Origin of the sequence: Streptomyces sp. NPDC005898 (assembly GCF_040629635.1) — a bacterium.
In the GTDB taxonomy this organism is placed as follows: Bacteria; Actinomycetota; Actinomycetes; order Streptomycetales; family Streptomycetaceae; genus Streptomyces.
In genome coordinates, this window is sequence record NZ_JBEXWC010000041.1 from 1 (window position 1) to 13,544 (window position 13,544).

Genomic DNA, 13,544 nt, shown 5'->3' on the forward strand with positions numbered 1-13,544 from the left:
GGCTGGTGTGGGGGGGGGGGGGGGTGGGGGCGGTGTGGGTTTGGGGGTGGGGGGGTTGTTGTTCGGCCGCCCATCTCGGTCGTTTGTTCCACCGCTTCGCGGCGGTCGTCTCCCACCCACCCACCCGTTGCTCCGTGGTGGAGGTGGCCGTCTCTCAGTTCCGTCACTCGGTCCGCGTGGGCCAGGGCCGCTCTGTCGTGGGTGACCAGGACCGTCGCCGTGCCACGTTCCTTCGTCAGGGTCGCGAGGAGCGACAGCACCGCGGCCCCGCGTTCATGGTCCAGCGCGCTGGTCGGCTCGTCGACCAGCAGCACCGCGGGGCCGTTCATCAGCGCCCGCGCGATCCCCACCCGTTGACGCTGGCCTCCTGACAGCTGGTGCGGGCGGCGCCCCGCCTGGTCCGCGAGGCCGACCGCCGCCAGCAGTCCCCGCGCCCGTTCGCGGACCCGGCCACCGGGGCGCCGCCCGTCCACGTGCGCCATCAGCTCCAACTGCTCCAGCGCCGTCAGCGAGCCCAGCAGGTTCGGCTGCTGGAAGACGATGCCGAGGCGTCGCCGTCGTAGTTCCGCCTTCTCGGCCCTGCTCAGCGTCGCCGTGTCGACGCCGTCCACCACGACCCGCCCCCGCTCGGGCGTGACCAGCGTCGCCGCGACGGCGAGCAGGCTGGACTTGCCGGAACCGGAGGGGCCCACCACCGCGGTCATCGTGCCCGCCGGCACCTCCAGTCCCACGCCGTCCAGCGCGGTCAGCCGCCCCGCCCCGTCGGGGTACGTGAGCGTGACGTCCTCCAGCAGCAAAGAGATGTTCATCGGGCACTCCCCAACGCGACCAACGGATCGACGGCGGTGATCCGCCGCACGGAAAGACCGGCCCCGACCGCACCGAGCGCGATCATGACCCCGGCGGGCCCCAGCACGGTCGCCGGTTCCAGCACGAACGGGACGTCGCCGCCGCTGATGACCCCGCCGGCCGCCGCCGCGATCCCGGACCCCACCGCCGTACCGACGACGAGCATCGCCACGGCCTGGCCCAGCGCGTCCCGCAGCAGATAGGGCGTGGAGGCACCCAGCGCCTTCAGGACGGCGATGTCGGTGCCCCGCTGGATCGTCCACACGGTGAAGAACGCCCCTATGACCAGCGCGGAGATCACGAACAGAAAGCCCCGCATCAACTGGAGGGAGCCGTTCTCGGCCTGGTAGGAGCCGATGGCCGACAGCGCTCCGTCGCGCGACTTCGTCGCGGTCCCCGCGGCCTGATCCCCGGCGGCCAGATCGACCCCGTCGCCGGTCCGCAGCGCGATCACCGTCGCCTGCTGCTCCCCGGACGGGCCCCGGCCGCCCCCGCGCCCGAGCCGCTGCCAGTCGTCGAGCGAGATCCACACCACGGGCGTATGGCTGTACGAGGCGTCGGACGCGACGCGCGCCACCCGCTCCCCCACCGCGCCGCCGCCGAGCCGGACGCGGTCGCCGACCCGGACCCCGAGGTCCTCGGCCGCCTGCTCGGAGAGCACCGCGTCGCCCGGCGCGACACCGTCCGGCGCGATGCCGGCGTCCGATGGGACGCCGAAGGCGGAGACCGCCGCCGAACGCTTGCCCGCGGTGGCACTGAGGGTGCTGATGCCGATGGGCTGCGCGGAGAGCACGCCGGGCCGTGCGGCCCACTTCTCCCAGGCCCGCCGCTCCACCAGCGAGTTTGTGAAGGAGACCGACCGGCCGTCGGGCGGCGCGGCGAAGGCCAGGTGGTCGGCCGGCAGCCCGGTGACGGCCGAGGTGTTCTCCCTGGCGAGCCCGGCGGTCAGCCCGGACAGCAGACCGACGAGCAGGGTGATCAGTACGACGACGGCCCCCATCAGGGCGAACCGCCCCTTGGCGAACCGCAGGTCTCTCCATGCGACGAACATGGCCCCACCCTGCGGCCGGCAGCACGGGCGGGGCATCGCGCCCCAGCACGGTTCACCCGGATCGAAGGGCGGCGCCGCACTTCAACCTTTCGGTTGACGGAGCCGCGGGGCTCCGCCCGTACGGTGGAAGGGGCACGCGTACGCCCCAGCCGGCCCCCAGCCCCCGTCCCCGCCCCGCGCTCATCGAGCCCCGGACCTCCGAGACCCCATGCCCCGCACCCTCGTCCCCACGCCCACGCCCACGCACCCGGCCGCCCGCACGCCCGTGGCCCTCGCCCTGCGCCTGTGCCTGCACGCCCTCCTCGCGGGGCTGCTGGCGCTCGCCGCGGTGAAGGCGCTGGCGCAAGACGGCTCGGCCCACCCGCCGGGAGCGGCGCGGCCCGCGGCCGTCGTCGCGGCGGTGCTCCTCGTGGCCGCCGTGTACGCGGCCGGCACGCTGAGCCCCGCCGTGGCCCGCTCGCGGCGCGCGGCGGCCTGGTGGCTGGCGGCGCTGGGCGCGGCCTGGCTGGTGCTGCTGGCACTGTCCCCGGACGGGCTGTGGGTCGCCTTCCCGCTGTACTTCCTCCAGCTGTGGCTGCTGCCGGTCCGCTGGGCGCTGCCCGCGGTCCTCGCCACGGCGGCCGCCGCCATCGGCGGCTTCCTGCTGCACGGCGCGCCGGTGACCCCCGGCGGCTTCATCGGGCCGCTGCTCGGCGCGGCCGTCGCCGTGGCCACGGTCCTCGGGTACGCGGCGCTGTACCGGGAGAGCGAGCACCGCCGCCGGCTCATCGACGAACTGGTGGCCACGCGGGCCGAACTCGCCGCCGCCGAGCGCACCGCGGGCACCCTGGCGGAGCGGGAGCGACTGGCCCGGGAGATCCACGACACCCTCGCGCAGGGCCTGTCCTCCATCCAGTTGCTGCTGCGGGCCGCGCAGCGCGCGCTGCCGGACGGCTCCCCGGCGGCCCCGCACATCGAGCGGGCGCGGGCGGCCGCCCAGGACAACCTGGCCGAGGCCCGCCGCTTCGTGCGCGCGCTCTCCCCGCCCGGTCTGGAGCGCGGCTCGCTCGCCGGGGCCCTGGAGCGGCTGTGCGCGTCGAGCGCGGGCCCCCGTGTGCGGTTCTCCGTCAGCGGTACGCCGGTGGAGCTGCCCACGCCGTACGAGGTGGCGCTGCTGCGCGTCGCGCAGTCCGCCCTCGCGAACGCGGTGCGGCACGCGGGGGCGGCCCGCGCCGAGATCACGCTGACGTTCATGGACGGGTCGGTCACGCTCGACGTGGTCGACGACGGCAGGGGTTTCGATCCGGCGGCCGGCGAACCGCCGCAGGGGGCGGGGGACGGCGGTTTCGGGCTGCCCGCGATGCGCGCGCGGGCCCGGGCGCTGGGCGGCACCTTCACGGTCGAGTCCGCACCGGGACAGGGCACCGCGGTGGCGATCGCGCTGCCGCTGCCCGCCCGTCCGGCGGGGGCGGCGGCGTGACGCGGGCACCCGGGGCGACGGTGCGTCTGCTGCTCGCCGACGACCATCCCGTCGTACGCGCGGGTCTGCGCGCCGTGCTCGACGCGGAGCCGGACTTCGAGATAGTCGCGGAGGCGGCGACGGCGGAGGCGGCGGTGGAACGGGCCGCGGCGGCGGGACCGGACGGTGTCGACGTGGTCCTGATGGACCTTCAGTTCGGCGCCGGGATGCACGGCGCGGCGGCGACGGCCGCGATCACCGCGCGCGAGGGGGCGCCCCGGGTCCTGGTCCTGACCACGTACGACACGGAGGCGGACATCCTCGCGGCGGTGGAGGCGGGCGCGGCGGGCTATCTCCTCAAGGACGCGCCGCCCGAGGAGCTGGCCGCGGCGGTGCGCACGGCGGCGTCGGGGCGCTCCGCCCTCGCGCCCGCCGTCGCGCACCGTCTGATGGACCGCATGCGGACCCCGGCGCAGGCCCTGAGCCGCCGGGAGCTCGAGGTGCTGCGCCTGGTGAAGGACGGCCTGTCCAACCAGCGGATCAGCAGGGAACTCTTCCTGAGCCAAGCCACGGTGAAGTCCCATCTGGTGCACATCTACGCCAAGCTCGGCGTGGACTCCCGCACCGCGGCGGTGGCGGCCGCGACGGCCCGCGGCCTCATCCGCAGCCGCCCCTGACACCCCCCGCCCCGGACGGCCCGCCTCACTCCCCCACCAGGGCGAAGTCCGCCGCCCGCATGCCGCGCAGCGCCCTGCGCAGGCCCTTCGGCGGTCGCGGGGACGGGACGGTCAGGACCGGGCAGGCGGTGCGGGCGCGGGCCCGGCGGTGGACGCGGCTCGGGCGACGTCTGCCGGGGCGGGTGCCGAGGACGAGGAGGTCGTCGGGGTGGGCGGCGAGCGCGCTCAGGGCGCGGGCCGGGCTGTCCCTGATCACCCGGCGTTCGACCGCGACGCCGGGCGGCGCGCCCCCGAAGACCTCGTCGAAGGCGCGGTCGAGGCGGGCGCGCGCCTCTGCCTGCCAGTGCCGGGCCCATCGCGGATCCGGGCGGCGCAGATACAGGGCCTCGCCCTCCGGCGGCTCCCAGGCGATCACCGCGACGAGGACGCGGCGCCCGCGCCGCGCCTCCTTCGCGGCTACCCGCAGCGCTGCCAGGCTCGCGAGCGATCCGCTCACTCCCACGACGACGCGTCCCGCGTGCTCCATCCCTGTCCCCGGTGTCATCGGTGTCCCTCCCTGGCCGAAACGAACTGTTAGAAGCCGGCTGAAGGGGAGTCTGTACGCTGATTGGCCTGGAGAGCAGGGCCAATACGCGGGAGTTGGCATGGCAGAGGCACGAGTGGTCCACCGCCTGGACAGGAGCCTGGGCAGCGGCCGGCTGGCCGGTCTGCTGACCGGGATCGCCGGTGAGCGCCCCGGTTACCGCGCGCTCGCCCAGGGGGTGCGCACCTTGCTGCTGGACGGCCGCGTCCCGCTGCACACCCGGCTGCCCGCCGAGCGCGAGCTGGCTTCGGCGCTCGCGGTGAGCCGGGCCACGGTCACGGCGGCGTACGACGTGCTGCGCGAGGGCGGTTACGCCCGCAGCCGCCGGGGCGCGGGCACCTGGACCGAGCTGCCGGCGGGGCGGCGGCCCTCCAGCGTGGCCGTGTTCCCGGCCGGGGACGACGTGCTGGACCTGGCGATCGCGGCGCCCGGCGCCCCGGAGGCGGAGCTGACCGAGGCGCTCGGCGCGGCGGCCGCGATGCTGGCCGAGCACGCGCCGACGCCCGGTTACCACCCGTACGGGATACCGGCGTTGCGGGCGGCCGTCGCCGAGCGTTTCACGCGGCGGGGCCTGCCGACGCTCCCCGACCAGATCCTGATCACCACCGGCGCCCAGCACGCGCTGTCCCTGGCGCTGGCGCTCCTCGGTCGGCCGGGGGACCGGGTGCTGGTGGAGAACCCCTCGTACCCCAACGCGCTGGACGCGATCCGCAGGGCGGGTCTGCGGGCGGTGCCCGTGCCGGTCACGGAGGACGGCTGGGACAGCGGGCTCATCGAGTCGTCGCTGCGGCAGGCGGCGCCCCGCCTCGCGTATCTCGTGCCGGACTTCCAGAATCCGACCGGCGCCCTGATGCCGCGTGAGCAGCGCGTACGCATCCTGGAGACGGCCCGCGCCACGGGCACCTGGCTGCTGATCGACGAGACCATCGCCGACATCGCGCTGGACGTGCCGCCGCCCGCGCCGTTCGCCTCGCTGGCGCCGCACGGCGCGGGCGAACAGGTCGTGACGGTCGGGTCGTTGAGCAAGTCGCACTGGGGCGGGCTGCGCATCGGCTGGGTGCGGGCGGGCTCGAAGCTGATCACGGAGCTGGCGATGGCCCGTGTTCCGGTCGACATGTCGACGCCGGTCATCGAGCAACTGGTGGCGTTGCGTCTGCTGCGCGGCGTGGACGACGTGCTGCGCGCGCGGCTGCCGAGGCTGCGGGCGCAGCGGGACGCCCTCGCGGCGTCGCTGGCCCGCCATGTGCCCGAGTGGCGCTGGCGGGTGCCGCCGGGCGGGCTCTCACTCTGGGTGGACCTGGGCCGGCCGATCGCGTCCTCGCTGGCCCGCGCGGCGCTCGCACACGGCGTACGGATCGAGGGCGGCTCGCGCTTCGGCGCGGATCCCGGAACGCACGAGCACCGCCTGCGCGTCCCGTACACGCTGCCGCCCGCCCAGGCGGAACAAGCGGCCATCCGCCTGGCGGCGACACTGACCGAAGACCTGCGAACCCCTGACACCGCCCCGGACCGCCGCCCCTGGGTGGCGTAACCTCCCGGACCGCAGCCGGGGCGCTGGGCGACGCGACACCCTGGACCGCAGCCCCGCCCCTGGGTGGCGTGGCACCCCGGACCCCAGCCCCGGCGCTGAGCGACGCGACATCCCGGACCGCAACCCCGGCCCTGAGCGACACGAGACCCCGCACCGCAGCCGGCGCGCTGGGCGCGGCGACACCCCGCACTGCAGCCCCGACGCTTGGTGCGGCGACGCCCCAAACCGCAGCCCCGCCCGTGAGCGACGCGACACCCCGGACCGCCACCCCAGCGCTGGGCGGCGCGACACCCCGCCCCCCCCCAAAAAAACCGCCGCCCCCGAGCTGCGTGACGCGATCCGCCACCTCTGCCCCTGGGCGGCATGAGACCCCCGCTCCCCACCGCCGCCCACCGGGGTGGCAAACCCCGGCCCCCACCACCACCGCCCCCGCGATGCCGCAACCCCCCGTATCAGCGCCCCCGCGGCTCGCCGAACGTCTCCACCGTGTCCCGTACCTCCGCGAGCGCCGTCGACAGGGCGCTGACCGAGCCGAGCGCGCCCGCGACGAGCAGCAGGGAGCGCCGCAGGCGGCGCAGTTCGGGGGTGCCGGCGGCGGCCATCGCGGCGAGGGCGGCCAGCTCGTCCTCGGCTATGGCCCGGTCGGTGAACTCGACCGGGTGCGCCGCCAGCTCGCGGCGCAGCCGGGCCACGGCGGCGCACAGCTTCGCCACCCGTGGGTCCCCGTCGTCGCCCGTCGTCCGCCTCTGCTCCATGCCCCGCAACACAGCTCTCCCCCGCGCACGCCCACGTGCGCTGTTCTGTTCTCGTGCGTCGTTCTCGGCCTTCGGTGCTGGTCAGGCACCAGGGCCGCAGGTCAGTAAAGCGCCCCCGGGTCGGCACGCGCCACTTTCGGGCGGCGGCGTCCCTGCGGCGCGGGGTATGCAGGAGTCATGACGACAGAAGCAGTGCAGGGACCGCCCGCCGGGGCGGGCGAGGTCGCCGGGCTGCTGCTCGCCGCCGGCGGCGGCCGGCGTCTGGGCGGCCGCCCGAAGGCGCTCTTGGAGCATCGGGGCCGCCCGCTGGTGGAGCACGCGGCGCGGGTGTTGCGCGAGGCGGGCTGCGCGCCGGTGCACGTGGTGCTCGGCGCCTCCCGCGAGGCCGTACGCGCGCGTGCCCCGCTCCCGGGCTGCGTGCTGGTGGACAACCCGGACTGGGCGCACGGCATGGGCTCCTCCCTCCGGGCCGGTCTCGCCTCGCTCCGGGACTCGGGAGCGCGGGCCGTGCTGGTGTCGCTGGTCGACCAGCCGGGGGTCGGCGCGGTGGCCGCGGCACGGGTGCGGGACGCCTACCGGTCGCCGGCGACGCTCGCGGCGGCCGCGTATCAGGGGCGGCGCGGGCACCCGGTGCTGTTCGGCCGCGACCACTGGGCGGGCATCGCGGAGACGGCGGCCGGCGACCGCGGGGCCCGGGATTATCTGCGGGCGCACGCCGGAGCGGTCACGCTGATCGAGTGCGGCGAGGTGGCCGACGCGTACGACATCGACACGGCGGAGGACCTGATCCACTTGGAGTGACCGGGGTGGCACTCAGCGACACGTTCTGTCGATGAAAAGAATCTCGACATCAACAAACGATTGAACTTCCACCATGAGGAAACTAGTATCCACTGACCAGAAGGCCCGTTCCCTCGGACGGGGCCCCGCAGCCGTACCTCGGCTCCTGTGGCACTCAGTGCCACCGCGTCTGCCCGGCGGCTCGCCCGGCACCGTCCGCGCAGCTCTCTGAAGGAAGTGACAGCTCATGTCCGCACTAGCGCCGTCGCCGCTGGCCATCGTCGACGCAGAGCCCCTGCCCCGGCAGGAAGAGGTGCTCACCGACGCGGCCCTCGCCTTTGTGGCCGAGCTGCACCGGCTGTTCACGCCCCGGCGTGACGAGCTCCTCGCCCGGCGCGCCGAGCGCCGCGCCGAGATCGCCACCACCTCCACCCTGGACTTCCTCCCGGAGACCGCCGCGATCCGCGAGGACGACTCCTGGCGGGTCGCCCCGGCCCCGGCCGCGCTGAACGACCGGCGTGTGGAGATCACGGGCCCCACCGACCGCAAGATGACCATCAACGCCCTGAACTCGGGCGCGAAGGTCTGGCTCGCCGACTTCGAGGACGCCTCCGCGCCCACCTGGGAGAACGTGGTCCTCGGCCAGCTCAACCTCACCGACGCCTACGAGCGCCGCATCGACTTCACCGACGAGCGCACCGGCAAGTCGTACGCCCTCAAGGACGCCGCCGAGCTGGCCACGGTCGTCATGCGCCCGCGCGGCTGGCACCTGGACGAGCGCCACCTCCAGGTCGACGGCCGCCCGGTCCCCGGCGCGCTCGTCGACTTCGGCCTGTACTTCTTCCACAACGCCAAGCGCCTCATCGAGCTGGGCAAGGGCCCCTACTTCTACCTGCCGAAGACGGAGTCGTACCTGGAGGCGCGCCTCTGGAACGACATCTTCGTCTTCGCGCAGGACTACGTCGGCATCCCGCAGGGCACGGTCCGCGCGACCGTCCTCATCGAGACGATCACCGCCGCGTACCAGATGGAGGAGATCCTCTACGAGCTGCGCGACCACGCCTCCGGGCTGAACGCGGGCCGCTGGGACTACCTCTTCTCCATCGTCAAGAACTTCCGTGACGGCGGCGAGAAGTTCGTCCTGCCGGACCGCAACCTCGTGACGATGACCGCCCCGTTCATGCGGGCCTACACCGAGCTGCTCGTGCGCACCTGCCACAAGCGCGGCGCGCACGCGATCGGCGGCATGGCGGCGTTCATCCCCTCCCGCAAGGACGCGGAGGTCAACAAGGTCGCGTTCGAGAAGGTCAAGAACGACAAGGACCGTGAGGCCGCCGACGGCTTCGACGGCTCGTGGGTGGCGCACCCGGACCTGGTCCCGATCGCCATGGAGTCCTTCGACGCGGTGCTCGGCGACAAGCCGAACCAGAAGGACCGGCTGCGCGAGGACGTGCGGGTCGCGGCCGCCGACCTGATCGCCATCGACTCCCTCGACGCGAAGCCCACGTACGAGGGTCTGGTCAACGCCGTCCAGGTCGGCATCCGCTACATCGAGGCCTGGCTGCGCGGTCTCGGCGCCGTCGCCATCTTCAACCTCATGGAGGACGCCGCCACCGCCGAGATCTCGCGCTCCCAGATCTGGCAGTGGATCAACGCGGGCGTCGTCTTCGAGAACGGCGAGCGGGCCACGGCGGACCTGGCCCGCCAGGTGGCGGCGAAGGAGCTGGACGCCATCCGCGCCGAGATCGGCGACGAGGCCTTCGCCGCCGGCAAGTGGCAGCAGGCCCACGACCTCCTCCTCCAGGTCTCCCTGGACGAGGACTACGCGGACTTCCTCACGCTCCCGGCGTACGAGCAGCTCCGCTGACACCTCTCGCGGGTACGTCTCCCCGCGCGCGCGTTCCCGATCCGCCCCCGGCACCGCACAGAGCCGGGGGCGGATCGTGTGTTTGACCGGGCAATCCGCGGGGCCCTCGGCTACGTATCAGTCGTGTACGCCGACCCGCGTCCCGAAGGATCACCGCGTGAATGAAGTCGTCCGCATCGGCTCCCGGTCAGCGCCTGGACCCGACCTGCAAGAACTGGTCGCCCGCGTCGCCCGCGGCGACCAGGAGGCCTTCCCCGGTGTCTACGACGCCGTGGCGGGCCCCGTCCTCGGCGTCGTCCGCGGGGTGCTGCGCGACCACGCCCAGTCCGAGGAGGTCGCCCAGGAGGTCCTGGTCGAGGTGTGGCGCACCGCGCCCCGCTACCGGCCGGGCCTCGGCACCGCGATGAACTGGGTGCTGACCCTCGCCCACCGGCGCGCGGTGGACCGCGTCCGCTCCGTGGAGGCGGCCTCGGCCCGTGAGCACAAGGCCGCCCTGCTCTCCCGCACCCCGGAGTTCGACGAGGTCAGCGAGCAGGTCGAGACCCATCTGGAGCGCGAACAGGTACGCCGGTGCCTGCGCTCCCTGACCGAGGTGCAGCGCCAGTCCGTGACGCTCGCCTACTACCGCGGCCTGACCTACCGGCAGGTCGCCGAACTCCTCGCCCTGCCGCTCGGCACGGTGAAGACCCGCTTGCGCGACGGACTCATCCGGCTGCGCGACTGCCTGGGGGTGAACGCGTGAGCACCACGGCCGATCTGCACACCCTCACGGGGGCCTACGCCGCGAACGCCCTGGAGGACGCCGAACGCGACCGGTTCGAGGAACACCTCGCGCTGTGCCCGTCGTGCGCCCAGGAGGTGCGGGAGCTGACCGCGACCGTCGCGCGGCTCGCGATGGCCTCGGCCGTCGCCCCCCGGCGCGCCATGAAGGAGGAGGTCCTCGCGCGCATCGCCACGGTCCGTCAGGACGTCCCGCACGGCGAACCGGACCTGAGCCCGGCCGAGGGCGCGGGCACGGGCCGGGCCGCGGGCCGCAGCGCGGGCCCGCGCAGGGCACGTGTGACCCGGGAGGCGCCCCGCTGGGCCCTCGCCGCGTGCCTCGCCGCCGCCGTCACCTTCGGCGGCACGGCGATCTGGCAGCACCAGCGGGCGCAGGACGCGCGCGAGCGGGCCCAGCAGGTCCAGGAGCGGGCCGGGGAGCAGTCGCGGGAACTCGCGGAGGTGCTGGCCGCCCCCGACGCCAAGTCCCGCACCGGTACGTTCGACGGTGGGGCCAGGGGCACGGTCGTCGTGTCCAAGAGCCGCGACAAGGCCGTGTTCGTGGCCGACGGGATGGCGCGGCCGCCGCTGGGCAAGGTCTACCAACTCTGGTTCGACGACGGCGGAACCATGCGTCCGGCCGGCCTCATGGACCCCGACCGTCCGACCGGGGCCGTGCTGATGCGGGGCGAGGTCGGTGACGCGCGGGGCATGGGCGTCACGGTGGAGCCCGCGGGCGGCTCGGACGAGCCGACCTCGGCGCCGGTGGCACTCGTGGCTTTCCCGGCCTGACGTCCGATCGTTCACTCGGTCGGGTAATCGACCAATCCGCGCGGCCATCGGCACCGAATACCCCTCGTGAAGACGGAACGGAAGGCCTCGTGGCGGCGCGTCGACTGGTGGCGTCTCCTGGCCGGTGCCCTCAGCGGGGCACTCGCCGGGTTCGCGGCGCTCGCGGCGGCGGAGCTGATCTCCTCCGCGGTGCGCCCCGAGTCCGGCCCGGTGGTGGCGGTCGGCGGGGCGGCCATCGACCGCACGCCCGCGGCCGTCAAGGACTGGGCGATCCAGCGGTTCGGGACGGACGACAAGCTCGTCCTCCAGTTGGGCATCCTCGCCGTCCTGGCCCTTCTCGCGCTCGTGCTCGGCCTGCTGGCCCTGCGCCGGCGCCGGACGGGCTCGGCGGGCGTCCTGCTCTTCGGTGTGGTGGGCGCCCTCGCGGCCGTCACCCGCCCGGACTCCACGAGCCCTCTCGACGCCATGCCCTCGCTCGTGGGCGCGGCCGTCGGGGCCGTGCTCCTGTACGTACTGATGGGCCGTCTCATCCCGCACCCGGTCCCCGCGGCGGCCGGACTCGACCCCGCTCCCCGGGGCGAGTGGGACCGGCGGGGCTTCCTGCTCGCCGCGAGCGCGGCCGCCGCCGCGTCGACGGGCGCCGGTGTCCTCGGCAAGTCACTGAACGCCGCGAGCGGCAAGGACGCCGTCGCCTCGCGCGCGGGCGTCGTGCTCCCCGCCCCGGCCTCGGCGGCCGCCGCCGTGCCGCGGGGCGTACGGCCGAAGGTGCCCGGTCTCAGCTCCTTCGTCACGTCCAACAAGGACTTCTACCGGGTGGACACCGCGCTCGTCGTCCCGAAGGTGAACGCCGACACCTGGCGGCTGCGGATCCACGGCAAGGGCGTCGCGCGCGAGCGGACGATCTCGTACGCGGACCTGCTGCGGCGCGATCTGAACGAGCGGGACATCACCCTGACCTGCGTGTCGAACGAGGTCGGCGGCCCCTACGCGGGCAACGCCCGCTGGCTCGGGGTGCCGTTGGCGGAGCTGCTGGAGGAGTGCGGTGTGCGGCCCCCGTCCCGGGGCGGCCCCGCCGACCAGCTGGTGTCCCGCTCCGTGGACGGCATGACGATCGGCACTCCCGTGGACGACGTGCTGGACGGCCGCGACGCGATGCTCGCCGTGGGCATGAACGGCGAACCGCTCCCCTTCACGCACGGTTTCCCGGTACGCATGCTGGTCCCCGGGCTGTACGGCTATGTGTCGGCCTGCAAGTGGATCAAGGACATCGAGCTGACCACGTTCGACTCCTACGACTCGTACTGGGTGAAGCGGGACTGGGCCCGCAAGGCACCGATCAAGACCCAGTCGCGGATCGACACCCCCAGGCCGTTCGCCCGGCCCCGCGCGGGCACGGTCATGGTGGCCGGGGTCGCCTGGGCGCAGCACCGGGGCGTCGACAAGGTCGAGGTGCGCGTGGACGACGGCCCCTGGCGGCCCGCCGACCTCGCCGCCGAGAACACCCGGGACACCTGGCGCCTGTGGTCCTTCCCCTGGCAGGCCGCTTCCGGCGGTCACACCCTCAGCGTGCGGGCGACCGACCGCACGGGCACGGTCCAGACCGACGAGCGGACCCGCACGATCCCCGACGGGGCGAGCGGATGGCATTCGGTGGTGGTCACCGTCGACTGAACCCCACGGCACGGCGCTTGCCCGCGCCCCCACTCCTACCCCACACCCCGTCGTACCCGACACCTCATGTCCCAGGTCATATCTCAGGAGAAAAAAATCATGAACACCACTTCCCGCCGTCTGCGCCGTACCGCTGTCGCCGTCGCCTCGGTGGCATTCCTCCCGCTGGCCCTCACGGCCTGCTCGGACGACGGCGACAGCGGCTCGTCGTCCGACGCGTCCAAGTCGTCGGCCAAGGAGAAGAAGGCCGACGAGAGTCCCTCCGAGGACATGGCGAGCATGACGAAGCCCTTCGGCCCCGCTTGTTCGGCCGTGCCCGAGGGTGGCAAGGGCAGCTTCGACGGCATGGCCAAGGACCCGGTCGCCACCGCCGCCTCGAACAACCCCGAGCTGTCCACCCTGGTCACGGCGGTCAAGAAGGCCGGCCTCGTCGACACGCTGAACAGCGCCGAGGACATCACCGTGTTCGCCCCGACGAACGACGCGTTCGCGAAGATCCCGAAGGCGGACCTGGACAAGGTCCTCAGCGACAAGGCCCAGCTCACCAAGATCCTCACCTACCACGTGGTGGGTCAGAAGCTCACCCCCGGCGACCTGGCGAAGGGCTCCTACGAGACGCTGGAGAAGAGCAAGCTGACGACGGCCGGTTCGGGTGAGTCGTTCAAGGTGAACGACTCCGCCAAGGTGGTCTGCGGCAACGTCGAGACCTCCAACGCGACGGTCCACATCATCGACACCGTCCTGATGCCCAAGAGCTGACCCCCCTCTCCGCCCTCGGGCGGCAGGCTGAC

12 protein-coding genes and 1 pseudogene are annotated in these 13,544 nt (G+C 74.1%); 9 read left to right on the top strand and 4 right to left on the bottom strand.

Annotated elements, in window-relative coordinates; all coding sequences use genetic code 11:
• Window positions 1-140: 140 nt before the first annotated feature.
• Together ABZ385_RS31990 and ABZ385_RS31995 are read right to left on the bottom strand one after the other, a co-directional pair.
• Window positions 141-803 (bottom strand): annotated as a pseudogene (locus ABZ385_RS31990) (ABC transporter ATP-binding protein); the annotation flags it as partial.
• Between the two features lie 2 nt (window positions 804-805).
• Window positions 806-1,900 (bottom strand): FtsX-like permease family protein, encoded by a 1,095-nt coding sequence (locus tag ABZ385_RS31995; protein WP_358584305.1) that lies wholly within the window; start codon window positions 1,898-1,900, stop codon window positions 806-808.
• 208 nt (window positions 1,901-2,108) lie between these two features.
• Between ABZ385_RS31995 and ABZ385_RS32000 the strand changes: the two genes are divergently transcribed.
• Both ABZ385_RS32000 and ABZ385_RS32005 read left to right on the top strand, forming a co-directional pair.
• Complete coding sequence (locus ABZ385_RS32000) at window positions 2,109-3,359, top strand: sensor histidine kinase (RefSeq protein ID WP_358914085.1); 1,251 nt, start codon at window positions 2,109-2,111, stop codon at window positions 3,357-3,359.
• Window positions 3,356-4,015, top strand: coding sequence for a response regulator transcription factor (locus ABZ385_RS32005; protein ID WP_358584307.1), 660 nt, complete (start codon window positions 3,356-3,358; stop codon window positions 4,013-4,015). Before ABZ385_RS32000 ends, ABZ385_RS32005 begins: the two co-directional genes overlap by 4 nt.
• Before the next feature lie 25 nt (window positions 4,016-4,040).
• Here ABZ385_RS32005 and ABZ385_RS32010 read toward each other — a convergent pair whose 3' ends face one another.
• On the bottom strand, window positions 4,041-4,559 hold the full coding sequence (locus ABZ385_RS32010) for a universal stress protein (RefSeq protein ID WP_358584308.1): 519 nt from the start codon (window positions 4,557-4,559) through the stop codon (window positions 4,041-4,043).
• Window positions 4,560-4,659: 100 nt separating this feature from the next.
• Here ABZ385_RS32010 and ABZ385_RS32015 point away from each other — a divergent pair, with 100 nt between their 5' ends.
• Window positions 4,660-6,129, top strand: a complete 1,470-nt coding sequence (locus tag ABZ385_RS32015) for a PLP-dependent aminotransferase family protein (protein ID WP_358914086.1) — start codon at window positions 4,660-4,662, stop codon at window positions 6,127-6,129.
• 452 nt (window positions 6,130-6,581) lie between these two features.
• Here the strand turns inward: ABZ385_RS32015 and ABZ385_RS32020 are convergent, their stop codons facing one another.
• A complete protein-coding gene (locus ABZ385_RS32020; RefSeq protein ID WP_358584310.1) occupies window positions 6,582-6,896 on the bottom strand; it encodes a DUF5955 family protein in 315 nt (104 codons plus the stop codon).
• Window positions 6,897-7,061: 165 nt separating this feature from the next.
• Between ABZ385_RS32020 and ABZ385_RS32025 the strand changes: the two genes are divergently transcribed.
• From ABZ385_RS32025 to ABZ385_RS32050, 6 genes are all read left to right on the top strand, one after another.
• Window positions 7,062-7,685, top strand: coding sequence for a nucleotidyltransferase family protein (locus ABZ385_RS32025; RefSeq protein WP_358914087.1), 624 nt, complete (start codon window positions 7,062-7,064; stop codon window positions 7,683-7,685).
• 226 nt (window positions 7,686-7,911) lie between these two features.
• Window positions 7,912-9,531, top strand: coding sequence for a malate synthase A (aceB, locus tag ABZ385_RS32030; RefSeq protein ID WP_358584312.1), 1,620 nt, complete (start codon window positions 7,912-7,914; stop codon window positions 9,529-9,531).
• 157 nt (window positions 9,532-9,688) lie between these two features.
• Window positions 9,689-10,273 carry a sigma-70 family RNA polymerase sigma factor gene (locus ABZ385_RS32035; protein ID WP_358584313.1) on the top strand — a complete coding sequence of 195 codons (585 nt, stop codon included), beginning with the start codon at window positions 9,689-9,691 and terminating at the stop codon, window positions 10,271-10,273.
• Window positions 10,270-11,082, top strand: a complete 813-nt coding sequence (locus ABZ385_RS32040; protein ID WP_358914088.1) for an anti-sigma factor — start codon at window positions 10,270-10,272, stop codon at window positions 11,080-11,082. Before ABZ385_RS32035 ends, ABZ385_RS32040 begins: the two co-directional genes overlap by 4 nt.
• A gap of 66 nt (window positions 11,083-11,148) precedes the next feature.
• Entirely contained in the window at window positions 11,149-12,753 is a 1,605-nt protein-coding gene (locus tag ABZ385_RS32045; protein WP_358914089.1) for a molybdopterin-dependent oxidoreductase, read from the top strand.
• A 99-nt stretch (window positions 12,754-12,852) separates the two neighbouring features.
• A complete protein-coding gene (locus ABZ385_RS32050; RefSeq protein ID WP_358584316.1) occupies window positions 12,853-13,512 on the top strand; it encodes a fasciclin domain-containing protein in 660 nt (219 codons plus the stop codon).
• Window positions 13,513-13,544: the final 32 nt, after the last annotated feature.